Here is a 20,994-nt window from a genome sequence, read left to right on the forward strand (position 1 = left end):
GGCTTGCCTAAACATTAACGGAGTACCGTCGGAACCGCAAAACGGCGCCGGTCCAAATTGGCTCCGGACCGAGGGTACGGCGTCCACGGTTACTTCGTAAACGGAAACGCTTATAAAATTTTAGGCTGGCCTAAAAAATATGCGTAGACAGATCGATCTGTCGGTTGCACAGTGGCAGAACCGAGTCCTCACAATCGAGAGAGGCCAGCAATGAATGGCGTCGAGACCCTTCAGGCGTCACTGCGGGCGGACGTCTGGACGACAGTCAACCGGGAATTGTTCCGAGAGGTGTTGGCGGAGTTCATGTACGAAGAACTAATCACACCGACGCCGACGGAGACCGTGCGAGTGCCCGGTGCAGCGGGCGACGACGCTCGGTGGACGCGATACGTACTCGCTCTGACAGACGGCCTCGAGTACCGCTTCGACGCACAGGAGCGACCGCTCGACAGCTACCGAATCCGAGCGGGTTCGATCGAGCGTCGAGAGCGTGGGGGCGAGTGGAAACCGGCTACCGACCCAGTCGCGTTCGTCCTCGATGCGCGCGAGTACATCGGGATCGATCCGACGACGGCGGCCCATCTGGTCCGAGAGTACAACAACACGCTCGTCGCCGACGCGCACATTCGGGCACGGAAGGAAGACCGCGAGGGCTCGCTGCTAGACCTGCCCTACGCCGAGATCGAGGGCGAGATGGAGGGTCACCCGTGGTTCACGTACAACAAGGGGCGCGTCGGCTTCGGATACGACGACTATCGCCAGTACGCACCCGAATCGAAGCGTCGGCAGGGGCTCTCGTGGATCGCGGCGAGACGGAACAGAGCGACGTTCGCGGCGGTCGATGGGCTCGACCACGCCGGCCTCATCGACGAGGAACTCGGTGACGCCGCCGAAGCGTTCCGGGCAACTCTCGAAGATGACGGTCTCGATCCGGCGAACTACTACTTCTTGCCGGTGCACGACTGGCAGTGGTCCGACAATATCGTCCAACTGTTCGCCGAAGACATCGCCACCGACGCCATCGTGCCGCTCGGTGAGGCACCGGACGAATACCTCCCGCAGCAGTCGATCCGGACCTTCTCGAACGTCTCGAACCCCGAGAAGCGTCACGTCAAGCTCCCCGTTCGCGTGCTGAACACGAACGTCTACCGCGGTATCCTCGGCGAACAAGCGGAGGCCGCCCCTCGCGTCACCGAGTTCATCAAGTCCATCAGAGACGGGGACGCGTTCTTGCGTGACGAGCGGCGACTCCTCCTGCCCGGTGAAGTCGCCAGTGTCAACTACGAGCACTCGAAGTTCTCCCGGTTCGACGAGGCGCCGTACCAGTTCCACGAGCTGCTGGGCTGTGTCTGGCGCGAGAGCGTCGTGTCGCTCATCGACAGCGGCGAGCGCCCACTTACGCTGGCGGCGCTGCTCCACGAGGACTTCGACGGGACGCCGGTGGTCTCAAAACTGGCCGACCGTACCGGGCTATCGCTGGAGGCGTGGCTCGACGAACTGTTCGAGGTGCTACTCGAGCCGCTGTTGCACTTCCTCTACAAGTACGGCACGGTGTTTATGCCACACGGGACGAACGTCGTCTTGATCCTCGAAGAGGGGGTCCCTTCGCGCATCGCAGTCAAGGACTTCGTCGACGAGGTCGCTATCACTGACCGCGAACTCCCAGAACTCAACGAGGTGCTTCCGGCGGACCTGCGGGACGACAAGCGGTACAAGCACCACATCCTCCACCAGATTGCGCCTGAGCCGCTTTGTCAGCACATCTTCGGCACGCTGTGCGTCGGCGTGTTCCGATACGTCGCAGACCTCCTGGCACGTCACTGCGGCTACGATGAGGAGACGTTCTGGGCGCAGGTGCGGACGGCGCTCGACACGTATCAGGCGCAGTTTCCAGAACTCGAAGACCGCTTCGAGCTTTTCGACCTCACTAGGCCCCGATTCACGAAGCACTGCCTGAACCGCAACCGCATCGTCGACTACGGCTACGACGACTTCAGTACGCGTCCGAAGGTCCGCGGCCACGGGACCGTCTCGAATCCGCTGGCTGAGAACCGATTGGTGGACACTGGTCAGTGAGAACGCAGCGCGCACGAGGGTGACTCAGCACTCCGTGAGAAAGCTGAAGTTGAACGTCGAGCCGACGCACAAACAGAGGGCTACTTGATCACGCCGCCGACGAGTTGATTTACAAACTCGCCCGTGAACTTGACGCCGCAGACGCGAATCAGTAGTTCAAGAAGTGAACTCTGGTAAGTCGAATTTATACTCGTGAGGTCCGTTCTTGGATAGAAGCCACACATCATGTTTAGCCTCCGAGGTCGTGATACGTTGAGACTGGCCGTCTCAATGCATATACTGTGGGCCTTCGTAGTTTCGTTTAGTGGGTCCCGTTAGATCGACTTCCCATGACTGGATGGTGTCTCGGACTACTGTACTTTGATGCTGGCAGCGCGACGCAGTAGACGGATTGCGATCGAACCTAATAGAACGTTGAATCCAACGAGAATGACTACTGCGGGCACGACCGTGTTCCAGATTCCACCGAATGCCGTCATCTCGAAGACCGTCATCACGTCCTGTCCCAGCATGATAGCACGGACGCTGTCGACACCGTACGTGATGGGGTTGAACACGGCGACAGTCCTGATCCATCCCGGGAGTACGCTGAGGGGGAGGAAGGCGCTCGAAACGAATACCAGCGGGAACGTGAGCAGGTTCGTGAACATGATTGTCGCCTCCTGATCACGGGAAACTAAGGCAACGATGTTCGAGTACGCCATGAACGCGCCGCCGAAGATCACTGTGACGAGAACGACGCCAACGATACCAGCGGCGCCCGTACGGAGGTACTGATCGAACGCTGCGCCGTTTTTCAGAACCAATAGGAGATATCCAAGGAGGAGAACGATCACCGTCTGGACGACGATTCGAGCCACTTCGGACAGGACTTTGCCGAAGAACATGGCCGACCGGTTCATCGGTGAGACGAGCATCTTCTCGAACATCCCCTCCTCCATGTCGTCTACGAGTCCGATGCCGGAGGTGGCTGCCGAGGAGAGTGTCGACATGATGATGATAGCTGGCGACAGGTACGTGACGTAGCTGATGTCGGGGCCGAGCGCCGCCGAGAGCGTGCTGCCGGCGATCGCACCGAATACCTCGACGAACAAGACGAAGAAGATGATCGGTTGTACCAGTGACGTGAATATGACGTAGGGATTGCGCAAATTCTTGACCAGCCACCGCTTGAAACTGATGCGAATGTCAGCAGCTACGCTGTTGCCTGAGGCTTCCTGTGCGGTGTCGTCCACGACGGGGCCTTTGTCGGTCGAGTGACTGCTCATGTCGACACCTCCTGAGCGGAGAGCGACGCCATACCTGTGTCTGCCCTGCCAGCGGTGTCGGACGAACCGTCCGTCAGCGCGAGGAAGACATCGTCGAGCGTGGGCGAGCGAACGTCGAAGTCGCTGACCGAAACGCCTGTGCCATCGAGGGCGGCGAAAAGATCACTCGCAGCCTCGCGGGCACGCGCCGATCTGACGGTGAATCCGTCCTCGGTCGTTCGTATCGTCGGCTCGTCGAGTGTTTCGATGCGACGAACGGCCTGCACGGCGCGCTCGATTCGTTCTTCGACGGGATTCTCGAGCGTTATCTCGAAGATATCTGTCCCAAATTCGGACTTGAGTGTCCCCGGCGATCCGGTTGCGATGATCTGCCCGTCTTGGAGCAGGGAGAGTCGGTCACACAGTTGGTCGGCTTCTTCTAGGTACTGCGTCGTCAGAAACACCGTCGTCCCTTGCTCGTTGATCCGTTCGAAGTAGTTCCAGAGGCGCAATCGCGCTTCTGGATCGAGACCGGTCGTTGGCTCGTCGAGAAAGACCACTGGCGGGCGATGCACCAGAACACTCGCGGCGTCCAATCGCTTTTTCATCCCGCCGGAGAACTTCTCCGAACGGGTGTCAGCGACGTCCTGCAGATCCACCAGATCGAGCAGCGCCTCGATGCGGTCCTCACGCTGATCTACCGGGACGCCGTACAGTTTACAGGCCAGCTGGAGGTTCTCTCGCGGCGTCAGCTCTCTGTCGATACTCGTTTCCTGGGCCATGTACCCGATAGATCGCCGGACCTTCTCCGGCTCCGTCGCGGTGTCATAGCCATTGATTCGTACCGACCCCTCCGTTGGATGCAGGAGTGTGACGAGCGATTTGATAGTGGTCGTCTTTCCGGCTCCGTTCGGCCCGAGGAAACCGAAGAACTCGCCTTTCTCGATGCGTAAGGAGACGCCACGAACTGCCTCGGTTCCGTCTTCGTAAGTGACGGTGACGTTCTGTGCGTCAATCGCGAGGTCTGTTTCCTGAGACTGGTTGGCGGCATTCTGTTGAGAGTATGTTTGTCGGCTCGTCATCGCACTGAATCGTTTGCGCCGGGACTGGGTAGCGCCTTCTCGAATTGGCGGTGCTCTTTATAACCCCGCCCTCGCAGCGGGTATCGATGAATTTCTCAACCGCCACCCCCATTATCGTTAATAGAAACCTGTTGGTATGAGACTTGTCGCTGAATTCAAGATCTATTGCGATTCGCTCCCGCTCGTCGACGTAGTCGCAGCGGTACCCGACGCGAGGGTACGTCTCGATCTCCAATACAACCACGGGAAGCGACCATTGTTCCTCATCACTGTGAATGGCGGATCTGAACAAACACTCGAGACTGCACTCACTGATGCGTATGACGTAGGGGGCTGGACTCAAATCGGACAGGCCGGTGATACCCGCCGGTATCAAATCCAACCGGCGCTCAGTTTCGAAGAGCAACTCGGAGACGATATCGACGATCTCGCTGGACTCGAGGAGCTGGCCACAGCAGATGCGTTTATCGACCGGATTACGGTCGAACCGGATGGCTGGCGACAAACGGGCTGGTTCGCCGACCGAGAAGAGTTCAGCAAATTCTCGTCGTTCTGGCAGCACAATGCTGACTTTCGACTCGACCGTCTCAATCGGGTCGAGACGCCAGAACCGCCAGGAGAAGGGCTAACTAATCGGCAATACGAGGCCCTCCGGATCGCTTACGAGCGGGGGTATTTCGAGATTCCGAGACAGGTCTCACTCGAGGCGATCGCTACGGAGTTAGATATCACTGCCTCGTCGGTAACAGAGCGGTTGCGCCGTGCTCAAACACAACTCATAGAGGAAACAGTAGCGACGACGTGGCCGACGCTCCCTGAGTCTCCCCAATAGCAACGGGAGTGCTGTCTGAAGAAGCAGCGGCTGAACTCTCGTGAGGGCGCACAGAGGAGTTACCGGATATTCTCCGATACTGTGCGACCGAACCGATAGGTGGTAATTGCATAGAAAATCCAACCGAGCGGCATATGACCCCGCGACTGTTCGGTCGTCCGTATTTTGAACCCCTCCCGCGTCCGGCCGCAAATTAGGCCGGATAGCTGCAGCACCCGGGTCGCTTCGCTACGGACTCCGTAGTTGCAACGTCGCCTTACCGATCATCCACGCAAATGTCGCCACTACTTCGGAGGTTGGTACACGAAGAGCCAGAACTGACGTGAATCGAAGGTGTGTCAGAGACAATCGGCGGTCACTGAGTCCACGATCGGCGGCGTTCGACAGCTCACAGTGTTTGAGATCGAGTAAGCCCTTTCAATTCGTAAGCGCGGGCATGGTCGCATCCTCGACAGGAGTGTGTCTAGTCGATCTGTAGTTTCGAACTCTCTAGGTGGCGTGTGGAACACGCCACCGCCGACTGACCACTCGTTCTCGAACGTCTCGGCCGCGGCGTCGGCCAATTCACCCGCTTCGATATGCGAGCACATCTGTCCCGTCGACGACAGGCCCTGGTGTCTGAGTGTGCGTTGGGCGGCCTCGAAGACGTTTCGGTACAGGAACTCCCCGACGCCACGCCGGGCGCCGTGTGGGTGAGATAGTCATTCTCGCCGTCAGCGTCTGGGAAGGGTTTTTCGACGCGTTCGACCTCCCCACCGCATTCGAGAGACAGCCCCGAGACGAGCAGGGCGGACCGCTACAGGTCGTCCTCGATCTACAACCGTCACTCGAAATCGAACACGTCTCAGGCCGATTCCACCGGGGAAGCCCAGTCGACTGCGTTCCGAAGTATCTGTCTGACCTCGTCGTGATGGTAGATGGGATACTCCTCGTCGCCAGGTCGGAAATAGAAGATCTTCCCCGCGCCATGGCGGAAGCAGACGCCGCTCCGGAACACGTCACCACCTTCGAACCAGCTCGTAAAGACGAGGCTGTCCGGTTCGGGAATGTCGAACGGTTCGCCGTACGTCGCCGCGTCGGGAATTTCGATGCACTCGTCTAATCCCCGCGCGATCGGGTGGCTCGGATCAACGGCCCAGAGGTACTCGCGACTCCCGTTGTTGTCCCACTTCGATTCGCCCGTCGTCCCGAGCAGTGACGAGAAGACGGGCGAGTCCTTGGCGGAGTGAAGAAGGATGATCCCCATCCCGTCGCGAACCCGTTCCTCGATACGATGCACCGTTTCGTCGGTAATCTCGTCGTGTGCCACGTGCTCCCACCAGATCAGGACATCGGTACGATCTATAGTAGCCATTGAAAATCAATGCACACCTGACCGCACGACGGCGGTGCGGTCAGTGTGTGAATCGTTTCAATTGTTACTATAGGAGAGGTCGTGGAACCCCCTGCTCTTCCTGCAGAAGCGTGGTCGTCGTCACTTCGTAGTCGGCCGTTTCGAAGATGCTCGCGATCGTCCCGTGGATCCCATCGGGATACCGTTCTGCGACGGATTCGTCCTCGCGCTCGTGCCTGTACTCGTTCCAAACTGTCACCGTCGTCGGTGTCTCCGTTCCAGGTTCGAAGGTCATGGTCGGCTCAGATGGTGTTTTCAGCGTGGCTGTTCGGGTCGTCGATATCCCGCCGTTCTACGCCAGCAGTGGGCCGGTCCAACACTGGCTGTGGTTCGTCCGTCGCGTAGCCGAGCACTTGATCTCCTTCCTCGAGATGCGGTACCGAGACTGACTCGCCACTCTGTCGCAGCAACCGGACGTGACTGTGGTCCTGGACGATCGCCGCGACCGTCCGGGTTTCGCACGTGGCGATGAGCTGCGTCAGCGGGCGCTTCTCCAATAGAATCCTGCCGACGGTGACCTCCCGGATCGAGCCGTCCACGTTGAGACACGCCACGGTGTCGCCCATCCCCAGGTCTGCCAGGTAGTTCCAGCTCGCTTCGTCCGTCCAGACGTACGAGTGGATGGCGCCAGCGTTGACACGAAAGGGGCGGGGGGACGCTTCCGGGGGCGCTCTTGCCTCCGCATTCACGAACAGTCCGCCAGCGTTCGTCGATCCGACGATCATCCCCTCCGCTTTGCCCATCAGTGTCGTCGTGTCGATACAGCACCGGATGCCGGTCCCGAGCTGTTCGATCGTCTCGATCTCGAAGGCCTTGAGTGGGATCGCAGTGTCGGACGGTTCTTTGGTGATGTTCACGTACTCCGAGAACGCCGCTGTCTCCGGAGACGAAATCATGACACCGCCGGAGGAGCCATTCATCGTGTTGACGACGGACTCCGCCTCCGACGGGGATCGAACGCCACTGATAACGGACAGTTCCGTCTCTCCGACTGTCTCGAGCAGTGATTCGAACCGCTCTACCTGAGACGCGTCGGGCACCACGAGATACCGGGCCTGGTCCGGGATCTGCTCGACGAACATCTCGGGGGACGCACTCGAGACGGCGTCCTGATCGAGTCGATAGGCGATCGAACAGCCGTGGCTCAGTGCAGTGCCTATCTGGCCCTCGTCGGAGACGATCGCGATATCCGCCGCGTCGAGACAGTCAGGGCGGTCGGAGTCGTACGGGACGACTCGAGAGATGCTTGCAGGCAGTTCGTACGTGTCGACGGTATCGGCGGACAACACGATAGCGTCAAACGAGAGATCGAACGCTTCGTAAAGCTCGAACTGACTGGTTTCGTCCACGACAGTCGAGTCGAGCCAGCACTGTTTCGCTGGCATGATGTGCAACAATTATCGATAGATCAACTAAATATAAATAAACAACTTTGGAATATTACAAGCATGAGGGGGAAACACCCTATCGACCCACCCGTTATGTCTTTTCTCGGCGGAATCGCCTTTCAAACGTACGCGTGAGACTAGTGTATAGACGATGTCCGAATCGAGGACGAGTAGAGACGGACCCTCGTGACCGGGCCACGGCTCTACGGAGAGAGCAGCGTCCCAGTGTGTCGCTGGTTCCCTCCGAGTGCGGATGGAACCGCAACGGCCGGCAATAGCCATCCGGGGGTCGTCTCAACGGCGAAGACGCCGTGGCGGTGATCACTCGACGGCCCCACTTAGACAGCGGTAGCGGACTTGTTTTATAATGCACCAATCTGGCATTAATAACACAGGGCAACAGTTAGATATTTAAATAACTCTGTCGAAAAGACAAACAATGTCGACAGGTAGTACTAACCACTCACGGGACGAGTATTCTAGAGAACGAGACGATAATGCCAGGTTCAACTCTAAACTGGTAGAGGTACTCGGCTCCACACCGTTCATAGCGACCAAACTGGATACGTTCATGGACTGGGCCCGGTCCTCCTCGATGTTTATGTTCCAGTTCGGAATCGCTTGCTGCACCATCGAGATGATGGGAGGCCTCGCTGTTAAGCACGACATCGACCGGTTTGGGGCCGGTGTTCCCCGCTCCTCACCACGGCAAGCAGATTTACTGGTCGTTCCGGGCACCATCGTCTCGAAGTTCGCCCCTCGGATGCGGCGGCTCTACGACCAGATGCCCGAGCCGAAGTTCGTCGTCAGTATGGGTTCGTGTACCATTTCGGGCGGCCCCTTCCAGGAGGGGTACAACGTCGTCCGGGGAGCGGAGGAGATCATCCCCGTGGACATCCACGTCCCGGGGTGTCCCCCCCGTCCCGAGGCGCTTCTCTACGGGGTCGCCAAGCTTCAGGAACGGACCGCCAACGGCGAGTCATCGCCGGTGACGGCCAAACCGTACGAACTCGAACGGTTCGGCGACCTCGAACAGGACGAACTCGTACAGCACCTCGCGGACGAGATCGACGAGGATGACCTCGTCATGCGGTACAACTGGAGTGAGTCAGCATGAGCCTGGAGGTGCCTGAACCGAGTACATACGACGACGTCGGCGTGACCGAGGACGGACTCGATTACGACGCGCTCGAATCGCTGCTGGGTGAGGCGGTAACCGGTCGCGAATCTCACGCTACCACCGAGGCCTTCGTCGTCCGAGCGGACCGGGTCGCCGACGCGTTGTCGGTGCTGAAAGAGGAGGCTGGGTTCGACCACTGCTCGTGTGTGACGGCACAGCAGTACGAAGACCGCTACGAGAGCATCTATCATCTGAAGAAGTACGAGGACCCGACACAGGAGCTCGCTATCGTCGTTCCGACGAGTACCACGGATCCAGTAAGCCAGAGCGCTGAATCCGTTTACCGAACCGCGGACTGGCACGAGAGAGAGGCCTACGACCTCATCGGCATTGAGTACGACGAGCATCCCGACCTGCGTCGGATCCTTCTGCCCGAGACGTGGCAGGGCCATCCGCTCAGCCTGGACTACAATCAGGACAAACCCCAGATCGTTACCCTCCGCGAGCACGAAAACGCACTCGAGGGAGACAGTCGCGGCGAGAGCGACACGATGTTTCTCAACATCGGCCCGAATCATCCCGCCACACACGGCGTGCTCCATCTCAAAACGACGCTCGACGGCGAACAGGTCATCGACGTCGAATCCGATATCGGCTACCTCCACCGCTGTGAGGAGCAGATATGTCAGCAGGGAACCTACCGGCACCAGATCATGCCGTATCCCGACCGGTGGGACTACGGGTCGGCGGGCATCCTGAACGAGTGGGCCTACGCGCGTACGGTCGAAGACCTCGTCGGCCTCGACGTACCCAAGTACGCACAGGTCATCCGCACGATGGGCGCAGAACTCTGTCGGATCGCCGCACACCTCCTCGCACTGGGGACGTTCGGTCTCGACCTCATCGGCGAATTTACCGCCGTGTTCCAGTATGCGTTTAGCGACCGTGAGACGGTGCTGGATATTCTGGAGGATCTCACTGGGCAGCGGTTGATGTTCAACTATCTTCGACTCGGTGGTGTGGCGTGGGACCTCCCCGAACCGAGAGAGGAGTTCTTCGAGAAAATAGAGCACTTCCTCAACGAACTGCCACACAAACTCGAGGAGTACCACGACCTCGTCACCGGAAACGAGATCCTTCAGATCCGGTGTATCGACGTCGGCAATCTCGATCCGGCGGTCGCGAAGAGCTACGGCTGTACGGGCCCGGTCGCCCGCGGGTCGGGTATCGACTACGACCTTCGGCGTGACGACCCCTATGGATACTACGACCAACTCGACTGGAACGTCGTGACAGACGACGGGTGTGATAACTACTCACGCGTCCTCGTGCGCCTCCGTGAGGTCGAAGAGTCAGCGAAGATCATCGCCCAGTGCGTCGACCTCCTCAGGGATTGGCCCGAAGACGACCGCGAAATCCAGAGCAACGTTCCGCGGACGATCAAACCAGAGAGCGACCGCGAGATCTACCGCGCAGTCGAGGGTGCGAAGGGGGAACTCGGTATCTATATCCGTACCAACGGCACCGACAAGCCCGCGCGGTTCAAGATCCGAAGCCCCTGCTTCTCGAACCTCCACGCGCTTCCCGAAATGGTCGAAGACGCTCACGTCCCCGACCTGATTGCGACTCTCGGGAGTCTCGACGTGATCCTCGGCGAAGTCGACCGGTAAGTTCCGTGGGAACTGACGTGTTCCGGCCTCCTACGGCGCTGGCTTTCGAAAGCGGGCGAAGTAACTGATCCGTCTCCCCACCCGCCGTTCGAATCGAAAGCCGACCGATTCACATCGGTCACGGAGCGTGCCGAACCGGACCATATCCGGATCCGCGATCGATTCGCCCACGACGAGCCGCCCGCCCGGTCGAAGGACACGGTACAGTTCTTCGAGCGCCTGCTCCTGGTCCGGGTCCGGGATCTCACCGATCGTCGACACCATATACGCAGCGTCGAAATTCTCGTCCGGATACGGTGGCTCCTGTGCGTCCGCATGGGTCACAGTGATTCCGTCGACACCCTGCTCTCGGGCTCGCTCTACCGTGTGATCGAGCATTGGCTCTTGCACATCGAGGACGTGTAACGAGCCGTCCTGATCGAGTTCTCTCGCGACGGGGAGGCTGTAGCGGCCTGTTCCAGGGCCGACTTCGAGGATGTGTTCGCTGGATTCCGGGGCAAGCACCTCCTGTAACTGTGATCGTTTCAGGAGACGTGGCAGGTCGAGCACGTGCCGCTGTTCATACGGGAGCGGGGCTGGATCGTTTCGCTTCTTGAGTACGAATGCAACCGCGCTCCCGATAGCGAGAGCAACACCAGTGACGAGAAGTTTCGATCGCCGTCTCATTTGTTTCTCAAAGCAACTTATCGTATTTTAAACTGATAAATCTACTGGACGGATCCCCACTCTAGGCACGAACGGGACGCACTGCCGAGTCGATCTGAGAGCGGGTCGCGGCTGTGGGACGAGGGTCTATCAGTCTGGGTATGCGAGCGTCGTTAGCGCAATCTCGGGGCTGTACGACGGTCCCATGTGGTGATGCTCGAACGATGCGAAGCCTGCGTCATCGAACATCCGGTCTACCTCCTGCTCGTCATAGAACAGCATGATCGCGTCGGCGAGCTTCTGGAAGATGAACGACTCGGGATAGTTCGGACCAACGATGAGTACAGCCCCAGTCGGTTTCACGACCCGGCGACACTCCCTGAGCGCGGTGACAGGGTTCGGCCAGTACTCGATCGAACCGGACGACCAGACCAGATCGAACGAGTCATCCGCGAACGGGAGCCGTTCGGCGTCCCCCCGGTAGAACTGAACGGGGCCGTCTGTGCCGAACTTCTCCCTGGCCTTCTCCAACTGGTGGGCGCTCTGATCCAGCCCATGGACGTCTTCTGTGTGCCGGAGCAGTTCCTCAGTCGCAAAGCCCGTACCACAGCCGACGTCCAGAACGCAGTCGTCCGGTTCTATCTCCACCAAATCGACTGCCTCCCCGCGCATCTCCTCGGTCCAAAACAGCGTGTTGACCGTGTCGTACACCTTCGAGAGATACTTATAGAACAACCGCGCCCGTGCCTTATTTTCGAGTATTCCCATTAGTTTAAGCTAATTCTTCAGGAGTATAAAACTACTGAGCGATCGGCGAACGATCCAGTCCCCAGTACGGAAACGACGCTGCTGTCACGCAGTTTCCCGTCTGGCTACGCAGATGAACGACCGATACACACGCGGGCTTTTCGGAGGCCGTCGAGCACCGATCCGGACTGTTGGAATATACCGACACAACATTCAATAGCAGTCGCTCGTTCGGTTCTTTTATGTCAACCACATCATTGTATGAAAGTATTTTTGGATCGGATAGAAGTGCCCTGTACAGCGTCTACAAATCCATCATAAACCCATACGTCACGTACACGTTGTACCCGATGTCCTCGATGACGCTCGGGTTCCTCATCGCGTCACTGCACCACGGCTGGGACTGGACGATCTGGGTGGTGGCGATGGCACATATGTGGTTCTACGACGAGGGGGTGAAGTCCGTCGACCTCTCGGCAGACGACATCAATCTCGACGTCAACTCGGACATACAGTTCGCCATCGGGGCACTGATGATACTGATCGGTTTCAGTTTGGCAGTCGTACTCGCCTCCTGGACGACCATCTGGTACGTTCCGTTCGTGCTATTCCTGACTTCGTTGGGACTTGCATACAACCTCGAGTGGTTCGGCGGCGTCTTCCACGACCGGCAGTACGTCACTGGGTGGGGTAATCTGGCGTTTTGTCTGGGATGGGCGCCGGCAGTGTGTGGCTACATGCTCCTCGCCCAGAACGTGAGCCTGGGGATCGTCGTGTTCGCTATCGGTCCCATGCTCGTGAAGGGAACGATGGGGTGGATCGAGGAAGACATGAAAGACACGCTCTACGAGATGAAGGGGATCAAATACGACCGAGCGACGCCGACGGACGTCGACCGGATGAAGCGACGCTCGCTCAACAGCCAGGTGCTCAACATCGCTTCCTTCGTCTTCATGGCAATCGGCCTCATGATCGAACTCGACCACGTCGCGGTCGCATAAGTCCCCGGACGTGATCGACGAGACAGATCCACGACAGCCACCACCTGACATCTCCAATGAGCCAGACACCGTCTCGTCTCGATGGCGTTCCGATTCTCGGAAACGCACATCAGGCGATCAACCCGCTGGACTTCGTAGAGCAGTGTCGAGACCACCCGTCACCAGTCGTGCGTGCACACGCTGGACCGAAGACGCTGTACGTCGTCGTCCAGCCACGACTCGTCAGGGACGTCCTCAACTCACGTGACGGCCGCTACCGAAAGCCAGAGCACATTCGCTACGGGATCGACAACTTCGGCGGCGAAATCGACCCGTCGGTGGTGTCACAGACCCGTTCTGCGTGGGAGCCTGTCATGTCGAGCGACGGCGTCCAGGCGTATGCAAAGACGCTGACGGGGCTCGTCGACGAGTTTCTCTCCGGATGGGACACCGGAACCGTCCGAAACGTCCACGAGGAGTTTCGGGAGCTGTGCCTTCGGCTCGCGTGTGAGCTCTTTCTCGACGTAGAGAGTCCACTCACCGGCCCACAGTATTCGGAGATGGTGGACGGGTTTAGCCAACGGTTCTCGCCGAAGAACGTGGCGATCGACGAGGTACTGCCCGACTGGGTCCCGAGGCTGTCACAGCGTGAGCATCGCACGTCCCGTGCCCATCTGAAGACGTTTCTCGACGGTCTCCCCACTGACCCAGAATCGACGAACGGAATGCTCCTCTCGTCGCTCCTCGACGCGTCGGCGGACCCGGACTCGAAAATCAGCGAGTCCCTGGCCCGTAACGAGGTTGGCGTACTGTTGATCGGTGCGATGGAGCCGTTCGCTGTTGGTCTCGCCATCGCCTGTCATCAGATGGCCGTCCGTCCAGACGTTCAGGCGGAGATGCACTGGGAATCCCGGGAGGTCGTGGAGGGCACGACGGCTTCGCTCGGCGACATCCGGGAGTTACAGTACACCGAGCAGGTGTTCCGAGAGACACTGCGGCTTCACCCCCCGTTGTACACGATGTTCCGGGAGACGGCTGCTGCCGTTTCACTGGGGCCGTACGACCTCGAGTCTGGTGCGCAGGTGTGGCTCCCCCAGTGGGCGATCCATAGAGACGCCAGTCATTTCGACGACCCCGAGACGTATGACCCTACTCGCTGGGCTGGTGAGAACGACCACAGTCCGTTCGCGTACTTCCCGTTCGGTGGTGGTCCGCGACACTGTCCGGCCCGACGGTTGTCACTCATGCTCGCCAAACTCGTGTTGGCGACGATAGCGCTCCGGTACGAGGTTACCCCGGCGACTACCGAGACCCTAGCGGTCCGTCCAGAACTCGCCCTTCGGCCGACGAGTGGTGTCGATCTAGTCTTCTCCGGCCGCGAATGAACCCGTTCCGTGCTGAAACCGTCGATCCTGTCCCCGACGCGGGCAGACGCCGACTGGCTGCTGAACGTGCGTGTCGGAACCACAGGAGCGACCGTACTGCTCACACTAGACAGATTCAGCTAGCCGTGTGAGGTGTCATCGTGACCGTATTTTTCGGTTGGAACACGAGAGCCGCAGAGAGAGATCGGTGAACTCACGTTTCCTGTTCCGACTGTTGATCTGGCCTCAGTCCCACAGAGCGAGGAGCCCTCAAAAGGGTCGCGTCATCGGATGAGTGTCTCGAAGATGGTGTCGTCGACCTGTGTGCCGCATACGGGGCAAAAGACGCCGGCGACGCACGACAGTCTCTCGACCTGCTGATGACGACAGGCGACCTGGCCCGAGAGCAGGATACCGACGGTATCTCCGAGAACCTGATCCGGGACAAGAGAAGTGCTGGAACGCGGCCGAATTCACGAGGGTAGTACTGGTCTCACCCAACACGGCCGTCTAGTCCTGTATGCATTACTCACCCTCGAGCGGCAGGACGAAACGCCGGTCCAGTCGAGAGACGTTCGATCTCGATACACCAACGTCGCTGAACAAACCGGTGTCGACCCGCTCGTCACCCCTGATAGCCGGGGCGTCGGAGTCTACCAGAACCTCGTTCGCCAGCACACCCACATCGACTTCGCCGAGTGGGACGAGTTCCTAGAGCTGGCGCTGACTACGAGGTGTGGCTATCCTGAGACCGACCGTCGCTTCCAAACGTGTCGTCTGTGGCGTCAATTCGGGTCGTAAGGATTCGTCGCTGTGTCGAGCCGATAGACGTCCTCGACTGCGTCAAAGTCGTCGTCGAACGCATAAAGGTATCCGAGCCCCTCGGTTTGCATATACGCGATAATGCAGGCATCGACGAAGGAGAGGGGGTCGTGTTGGCGGAATCTGGATTTCCCCGTCGCGAGGGCGTCGGTGGTGAGTGAGTCGATGTGGAACCGGGCGTTTTCTTCGATGCGATCGAGAAGATCGACTGCTGCGTCGTGGCCGGCGTGGGACGTGAGGCCGTTGAGCGTTTCGGCGAGTACGTAGTCGAGGACGACTGCCTCCGGAAGTGTTCCATCGTCGATGCCACGGAGTACCGGGAGCGCGGCATCGTGGGAACTATCCCGTTGGTATGCGGCTGCAAAGAGGACCGTCGTATCGATGAGTGCACGGGGCATTTACTCGACGTCGACGCCCCAGGCGTCGTGGTCGCTGGTCACATCGGTCGTCGCCTCACCAGCGTAGCCATCGAAGTCGGCGAACGTGCCCGTTTGCTGTCGGATAACGTGAACTCGGATGCTCCCGTCGTCTTCGAGATGCCAGCGGAGCTGATCACCGTCGTCGATATCGAGTTCACGTCGAATCCGGGCTGGGATGTTTGCTTGGTTCCCCGATACTTTGCTCTCGGCGTCGACCCTGTCGCTGCTCATACCTACTGGTAGGTGACCGGCCGTGAAAAGTCTAGTGTGCCATCACACTACGTAGTGCTACGAGAGAGATGCCGATAAAGTTGCTCTGTTGAATAGAGGGATGGCGTCGGGATCATAGTGCAGAGGAGGGCCGTTCGATGTTGGAGACGGCGAATTTGAGAACGCATTCTCGGAACACACGGTACCAGGCCTGCGCTCGCCCGGTGGATCGTGCGAGCGCTTGACCACGGAGAAGCACGTCTCTGCCATCCATCGCTTGTTGTACAGAGATCACAGCGGTATACGCACAGGAACGATTCTCCCCGGTGAGCACAACGAGACATATTCGACCGAAAGAACAATAGATCAGTCTGACAGTCATCGGCGATATGCACGCTGCTAAAGGATTCTTCGACAAGTGGGCGGCTTTCTACGACGACGATTACGAGGAACAGGCGATCGGGGACGTTGAGTTCTATGTTGACTTGGCTCGTCGTGTGGATGGTTCTGTGTTGGAAGTCGGTTGTGGGACGGGACGGATCTATCTTGAGCTATTGCAGGCGGGCGTAGATGCGTATGGGATCGATATCTCCGAAGAGATGCTTGACGTCTTAAAACGGAAAGCCGCGGACGCTGGGCTCACTCCGAACGTTTGGCAAGCCGACATGACCGACTTCACTCCACAACGAGAGTACGCGCTGGTCATTGTCCCATTCCGCACGTTCCTCCACAACATCACGGTGGCGGACCAGCAGGCTGCATTACAGAACTTCCATCAAGCGCTCGGATCAGATGGACGTCTCGCGCTCAACTTCTTTGTCCCGAGTTTCGAGGTCATCTGTGAGAACTATGGCGAACCGGAGACACGAACGTTCACACAGGACGGCAAGGAGTACGTCGTCACGGATGTGACTGATATCGAAAACGAAATCGAGCAGATCGTCAAAGCAGAGCGAACAGTCAAACACGACGACGAGGTGCTTCAAGAGGCGACGTTCCGGTTGACCCTCATTTCGAAGACCGAATTTGAACTCTTACTGGAGACGACGGGCTGGAGTAATTGGACAGGATACGGCGGGTTCGAAAGGGAACCCCTCGATGATGGGGCCAAAGAGATGGTCTGGATCGCTGAAAAGTGAGCACCAGCCATGTCCAGCTACGACGCACTGCAAAATTCACGCTGTGTATTTAGCAAGACTGCTGAAACCTATCACCGATTGAGTATTTCAACAGAGCTACACCAGCCGAAACATACTACCATCACGTTATGTTCGAAGAGTTTGAGCAGGAATATATCGAGACCGACAGCGCCGATATCGCTCTTCGACGAGGAGGTAACGGCCCACCATTGGTATTGCTCCACGGATACCCCGAAACTGGGGCAATGTGGAATGAGGTCGCACCACAACTAACCGACCAGTTTTCGGTCGTTATACCTGATCTCCGTGGGTACGGCCGCAGTAACGGGCCAGTGTCCCCCTCGACAGCAGATTACTCGAACCGGGCGATGGCTGAGGACGTAGTCACTGTCATGAACGAACTTGGTTACGACCGGTTCCAAATGGCTGGTCATGACCGCGGCGGTCGGGTCGCCTATCGTCTCGCACTTGATCGTCCTAATCATGTCGAGCGTCTCGTTACTTTAGACATGATTCCGACGCTAGAATCAGTTGAGCGGATGACGTGTGAAGCAGCATTGGTGAGATTTCACTGGTTTTTCATGGCCCAGCCCCACCCGTTCCCAGAAACACTCATCGGAACCGATCCCGAGTACTATATTGAGTACATGCTCGGGAGGTCCGGACTTGATATCTTTGCCGATGAGGCACTTAACGAGTATCGCGAATGCTTTGACGACGATGACGTTATTCGTGCCACTTGCGAGGATTACCGTGCTGGGTTTAGCATCGATCCCGAACACGACCGGGCAGACAGAGAAGCGGGGAATCAAATCGAGTGTCCGATGTTAGCGCTCTGGGGTGAGACTGGGTCACGGAAAGGACGACCGACGGATATACTCGGAATTTGGGAGTCGTGGGCAAAGGATGTTCGAGGTCACCCGCTCGATTGTGGCCATTACTTGCCTGAAGAGGTACCGGACGATGTGGCACGCGACCTCAGGTCGTTTTTCCAAGGGAGATAAATGGATTTTCACTGGCTAATGGCGTGGTTTTCGGGGTTAATATTGACGATGTAATGGTCAACGAGAAATCCTACTGGACCACTCCAGATTGAAAAAGTTCAGATATCGTTGGGTCCGAGTATCCAGCGTCCGTGGATATGGTACACATACCTCCACCAAGTTCAGGAACTGACTCGCGCGTTTGACGTGGTGGCTCTGAGAATTCAATAGGGAAAGCCGACTCATTTCTACTCCACTCCCTTCTGTCACTAATTTTTCCTTTTTGTACTGTATATATTCCTCTACCTTGGATATATTTTGTTCGAGTTCAGATGAATTACGCCTTTTAGATTCTATTTGGACTAGCTCGGCGTTGATACTGTCTCTCTGGACGTCTAACTTCCAAAATTCTCTTTAATTTCGTCTGTGTCGACTGATCGCATGATAGTTTCTCGGAGATCGCCTCCTCTGGCAACTGAGTGACGTGCTTCACTGGGTTCTAATACTGGTGCCTATAATTCACATGATTCCAGACACAAAAGAAGGTGTAGCGACGTTGGGGAACGTCTCCGTCGAAGACTCCCACAATATCTTGGCGGAGGTCGACGATGACGACGCAAAAGGTACTCTCGACGCTGATCTACGCGTGGTTTCCCGAAGGAAAGCGCCCGTCACTGCCGGAGACGGGCGCGTAAGATAGTATCAAGCTCCGTAATGCGGTCAGAAACAGCGGTGAGGCGTTCTCTCACCCGTGTGCAGGGAACTTCAACAGCGACACGACGCCGTTGGCTCGACATACGCCAGACCGAGTTCGACGAGAAAGTCTGCGCTGGCTTGGACAACACTTCAGATTTCACTGCCAACAACGTGCAGGAATTCGTCGAGGATACACCGTTTAAACTGCGTCGTTCTTGTGGCGCAGATTGTTGGTGAGTCAGAGCGCAGTTTCGAGGCTGATTTTGGGCGCTTCTTTCCATGGTTTTCGGTAGACGCGACCGCGGAGCTGGAACGCGTGAAATACGGTGTGAGCTTGGCCTTGGAGACGCCTCGATGCGCGAGAGCCACGTGTCGCTGGCGCTATGGTGGCTCTCGAACGCATTCACGTGTGCGTCGACGTCGGCGTATTCACCGTCTCCGTGGACGACGTATTCGTGGTCGAACGCGTCGTTCTTCTCGAGTGTCTCATGGGACCGAAAGCAGTCAGTATAGACGGTGAGCGACTCCTGCTGGCGGTCGGTCAGCAGGAGTCGATTCGTCGGCGGCGTTCGCTGGGAGCACGTAGCGGGGCTGCTCCCGCGACCGACGAGAATGAACACGGGAGATTGTCCTTACTGTGCGTTCCGCGTCCACGCGTGGAGAGGCCACGAGCGCGAAGCAGTGGTTACGACGGTTCAGACACCACTATAACCACGAACGACCGAACCAAGCGCTAGATGGCCAAACTCCTGCTGAGGTGATTCAGAACTAGACAGTGCCTCGCTATCTATTATCCAAATCAAACACGACCAATGAGACGCCCTCTTTTTTCAGGACTCCGAATATCCACGGTCCTGATGCTTGATGACTGGGTCTGCGTTCTCGAACTCTCTGAGATACTCGAGAAGTCGATCTCTCAGGGAGGTCCTCACGTCTCGGTAGTTCGGTCGACCGGCAAGGTTGACGTGCTCGTCGGGGTCCTCCCAGAGATCGTAGAGGTAGCGTTCAACGTACGTGTCGCTCGCTGGATCACCATTCCCGCCGCGCCAACCGGCCGTTTTCGGAGCTGCGACGGCGTACTTCCACCGATTGGTCCGAATCGCTCTACCGATCTGAGACTCGCTAATTTGAATGAACACGTCACCGTTTTCGTCGGGTTCGTCACCCCTTACGACGGGCAGTATACTGTTACCGTGTAGTTCTTTATCTATCTGCAATCCCGCAGCATCCAGCAACGTGGGTGGGAGATCGATAATACTTCTTGGATTCTCTATGTTAGTACTGTTTTCAAACCCGGGCCCGGACAGTATCGCTGGTACCCTGACAGCAGACTCGTGGGCTGTGCGCTTGTACTCGCCTGGCCGTGTCCGGAAGTGACAACCGTGGTCGGAGGTATAAGCGAAGACTGTGTTCTCACGAATGCCGCGGTTGTCAAGTGCCGTTAGCAGATCGTCGACAGACTCGTCCAATCGCTTGACCATTCCGTAGTAGTCAGGAAGTTCATCGTACCAGTCGCCAGGATATGGCTTAAGATCACTTGGCACGGAAGGGTTCGATCCGTATCGCCCAGCGTAGTCCTCTGGCGCGACAAACGTCCACATATCGTTCTGATGGTGTGGCTCGAGATAAGAGACGACGAGAAAGAATGGCTCCGACAATGTGTCCAGTGCCTCGATACCGAACGCTGTGAAGGCGTCTGTCCGGTACGTATCAAACGTGATTTCATTCCCCGCTTCATCGTAGAGGTAGCCCTCGGTCGGATGGGAAGTGAACTCTGGAACGTCAGCCGCCCGCCAAAAGTCGGTGTATCCACCACGCTGCGACTCTGGAACCGGATCTTCGAATGTCCCTGAGAGGTACCAGCCGCCCACGAAGCCGACGTCGTATCCTGCGTCAGCAAACCGCTCAGGGAGTGTCCGTATTTTTTCATCCAGGGTCAGTCCACCACGCCAGACACCGGTTTCGGTCGCAAACATCCCTGTCTGGAAGGTGGCTTGGAACGGGACACAGGCTGGTTGTGGTGTTATCGCCTGCTCGAGTACCGTCCCACGCTGACCGAGGTCGTCAAGGGTTGGCGTAAGGTCCATTGGGGAATTGTAGAGTCCCAGGGTGTCCCATCGTTGCTGGTCGGTCAGCACGGCCAGCACGTTGGGCTGTGACACTCGCTCACTCATCTGTGAT

16 protein-coding genes and 6 pseudogenes are annotated in these 20,994 nt (G+C 57.9%); 12 read left to right on the forward strand and 10 right to left on the reverse strand.

Features of this window, described 5'->3' with window-relative positions; genetic code table 11:
- Window positions 1-210: 210 nt before the first annotated feature.
- Window positions 211-2,076: an IucA/IucC family protein gene (locus IEY28_RS11725; protein WP_188997657.1), complete on the forward strand. Its 1,866-nt coding sequence runs from the start codon at window positions 211-213 to the stop codon at window positions 2,074-2,076.
- Between the two features lie 350 nt (window positions 2,077-2,426).
- On the opposite strand, the gene IEY28_RS11730 is transcribed toward IEY28_RS11725, so the two are convergent.
- Together IEY28_RS11730 and IEY28_RS11735 are read right to left on the reverse strand one after the other, a co-directional pair.
- Window positions 2,427-3,344 (reverse strand): ABC transporter permease, encoded by a 918-nt coding sequence (locus IEY28_RS11730; protein ID WP_188997660.1) that lies wholly within the window; start codon window positions 3,342-3,344, stop codon window positions 2,427-2,429.
- Complete coding sequence (locus tag IEY28_RS11735; RefSeq protein ID WP_188997662.1) at window positions 3,341-4,405, reverse strand: ABC transporter ATP-binding protein; 1,065 nt, start codon at window positions 4,403-4,405, stop codon at window positions 3,341-3,343. The genes IEY28_RS11730 and IEY28_RS11735 overlap by 4 nt, the downstream gene beginning before the upstream one ends.
- A 136-nt stretch (window positions 4,406-4,541) precedes the next feature.
- Here IEY28_RS11735 and IEY28_RS20990 point away from each other — a divergent pair, with 136 nt between their 5' ends.
- Both IEY28_RS20990 and IEY28_RS20850 read left to right on the forward strand, forming a co-directional pair.
- Window positions 4,542-5,237 carry a helix-turn-helix domain-containing protein gene (locus IEY28_RS20990; RefSeq protein WP_188997665.1) on the forward strand — a complete coding sequence of 232 codons (696 nt, stop codon included), beginning with the start codon at window positions 4,542-4,544 and terminating at the stop codon, window positions 5,235-5,237.
- 712 nt (window positions 5,238-5,949) lie between these two features.
- A pseudogene (locus tag IEY28_RS20850) lies at window positions 5,950-6,087 on the forward strand (RNA polymerase subunit sigma-70); the annotation flags it as partial.
- Here the strand turns inward: IEY28_RS20850 and IEY28_RS11745 are convergent.
- Window positions 6,082-6,865, reverse strand: a pseudogene (locus IEY28_RS11745) (ThuA domain-containing protein). The pseudogenes IEY28_RS20850 and IEY28_RS11745 overlap by 6 nt on opposite strands.
- Window positions 6,866-6,872: 7 nt before the next feature.
- Window positions 6,873-8,015 carry a 3-dehydroquinate synthase II domain-containing protein gene (locus tag IEY28_RS11755; RefSeq protein ID WP_188997672.1) on the reverse strand — a complete coding sequence of 381 codons (1,143 nt, stop codon included), beginning with the start codon at window positions 8,013-8,015 and terminating at the stop codon, window positions 6,873-6,875.
- A gap of 442 nt (window positions 8,016-8,457) precedes the next feature.
- Between IEY28_RS11755 and IEY28_RS11760 the strand changes: the two genes are divergently transcribed.
- Window positions 8,458-9,135, forward strand: a complete 678-nt coding sequence (locus IEY28_RS11760; protein WP_188997675.1) for an NADH-quinone oxidoreductase subunit B — start codon at window positions 8,458-8,460, stop codon at window positions 9,133-9,135.
- Complete coding sequence (locus IEY28_RS11765; RefSeq protein ID WP_188997677.1) at window positions 9,132-10,808, forward strand: NADH-quinone oxidoreductase subunit D; 1,677 nt, start codon at window positions 9,132-9,134, stop codon at window positions 10,806-10,808. The genes IEY28_RS11760 and IEY28_RS11765 overlap by 4 nt, the downstream gene beginning before the upstream one ends.
- Before the next feature lie 30 nt (window positions 10,809-10,838).
- Here IEY28_RS11765 and IEY28_RS11770 read toward each other — a convergent pair whose 3' ends face one another.
- The gene (locus IEY28_RS11770; RefSeq protein ID WP_220639447.1) at window positions 10,839-11,357 is read right to left on the reverse strand and encodes a class I SAM-dependent methyltransferase; all 519 of its coding nucleotides are present in this window, start codon (window positions 11,355-11,357) and stop codon (window positions 10,839-10,841) included.
- 246 nt (window positions 11,358-11,603) lie between these two features.
- Entirely contained in the window at window positions 11,604-12,221 is a 618-nt protein-coding gene (locus IEY28_RS11775) for a methyltransferase domain-containing protein (RefSeq protein ID WP_188997681.1), read from the reverse strand.
- A gap of 221 nt (window positions 12,222-12,442) precedes the next feature.
- Here IEY28_RS11775 and IEY28_RS11780 point away from each other — a divergent pair, with 221 nt between their 5' ends.
- From IEY28_RS11780 to IEY28_RS20855, 3 genes and pseudogenes are all read left to right on the forward strand, one after another.
- Window positions 12,443-13,201, forward strand: a complete 759-nt coding sequence (locus IEY28_RS11780) for a hypothetical protein (protein ID WP_188997683.1) — start codon at window positions 12,443-12,445, stop codon at window positions 13,199-13,201.
- Between the two features lie 56 nt (window positions 13,202-13,257).
- Complete coding sequence (locus tag IEY28_RS11785) at window positions 13,258-14,565, forward strand: cytochrome P450 (protein WP_188997685.1); 1,308 nt, start codon at window positions 13,258-13,260, stop codon at window positions 14,563-14,565.
- A 257-nt stretch (window positions 14,566-14,822) separates the two neighbouring features.
- Window positions 14,823-15,171: pseudogene (locus tag IEY28_RS20855) on the forward strand (Cdc6/Cdc18 family protein); the annotation flags it as partial.
- A 158-nt stretch (window positions 15,172-15,329) separates the two neighbouring features.
- Here the strand turns inward: IEY28_RS20855 and IEY28_RS11795 are convergent.
- Both IEY28_RS11795 and IEY28_RS11800 read right to left on the reverse strand, forming a co-directional pair.
- Window positions 15,330-15,764: a PIN domain-containing protein gene (locus IEY28_RS11795; RefSeq protein ID WP_188997687.1), complete on the reverse strand. Its 435-nt coding sequence runs from the start codon at window positions 15,762-15,764 to the stop codon at window positions 15,330-15,332.
- A complete protein-coding gene (locus IEY28_RS11800; RefSeq protein WP_188997689.1) occupies window positions 15,765-16,016 on the reverse strand; it encodes an AbrB/MazE/SpoVT family DNA-binding domain-containing protein in 252 nt (83 codons plus the stop codon).
- Between the two features lie 368 nt (window positions 16,017-16,384).
- Between IEY28_RS11800 and IEY28_RS11805 the strand changes: the two genes are divergently transcribed.
- From IEY28_RS11805 to IEY28_RS11815, 3 genes and pseudogenes are all read left to right on the forward strand, one after another.
- Entirely contained in the window at window positions 16,385-17,134 is a 750-nt protein-coding gene (locus tag IEY28_RS11805; protein ID WP_188997692.1) for a class I SAM-dependent methyltransferase, read from the forward strand.
- A 128-nt stretch (window positions 17,135-17,262) separates the two neighbouring features.
- Window positions 17,263-18,138, forward strand: coding sequence for an alpha/beta fold hydrolase (locus IEY28_RS11810; RefSeq protein WP_188997694.1), 876 nt, complete (start codon window positions 17,263-17,265; stop codon window positions 18,136-18,138).
- A gap of 593 nt (window positions 18,139-18,731) precedes the next feature.
- Window positions 18,732-19,020: pseudogene (locus tag IEY28_RS11815) on the forward strand (transposase); the annotation flags it as partial.
- 31 nt (window positions 19,021-19,051) lie between these two features.
- On the opposite strand, the pseudogene IEY28_RS20670 reads toward IEY28_RS11815, so the two are convergent.
- Window positions 19,052-19,489 (reverse strand): annotated as a pseudogene (locus IEY28_RS20670) (transposase); the annotation flags it as partial.
- Here IEY28_RS20670 and IEY28_RS11820 point away from each other — a divergent pair.
- Window positions 19,469-19,585, forward strand: a pseudogene (locus IEY28_RS11820) (integrase core domain-containing protein); the annotation flags it as partial. The pseudogenes IEY28_RS20670 and IEY28_RS11820 sit on opposite strands and share 21 nt — an antisense overlap.
- A 58-nt stretch (window positions 19,586-19,643) precedes the next feature.
- Here the strand turns inward: IEY28_RS11820 and IEY28_RS11825 are convergent.
- Window positions 19,644-20,987 carry a sulfatase-like hydrolase/transferase gene (locus IEY28_RS11825; RefSeq protein WP_188997696.1) on the reverse strand — a complete coding sequence of 448 codons (1,344 nt, stop codon included), beginning with the start codon at window positions 20,985-20,987 and terminating at the stop codon, window positions 19,644-19,646.
- Window positions 20,988-20,994: the final 7 nt, after the last annotated feature.

It is taken from the genome of Haloarcula pellucida (genome assembly GCF_014647235.1).
In the GTDB taxonomy this organism is placed as follows: Archaea; Halobacteriota; Halobacteria; order Halobacteriales; family Haloarculaceae; genus Haloarcula; species Haloarcula pellucida.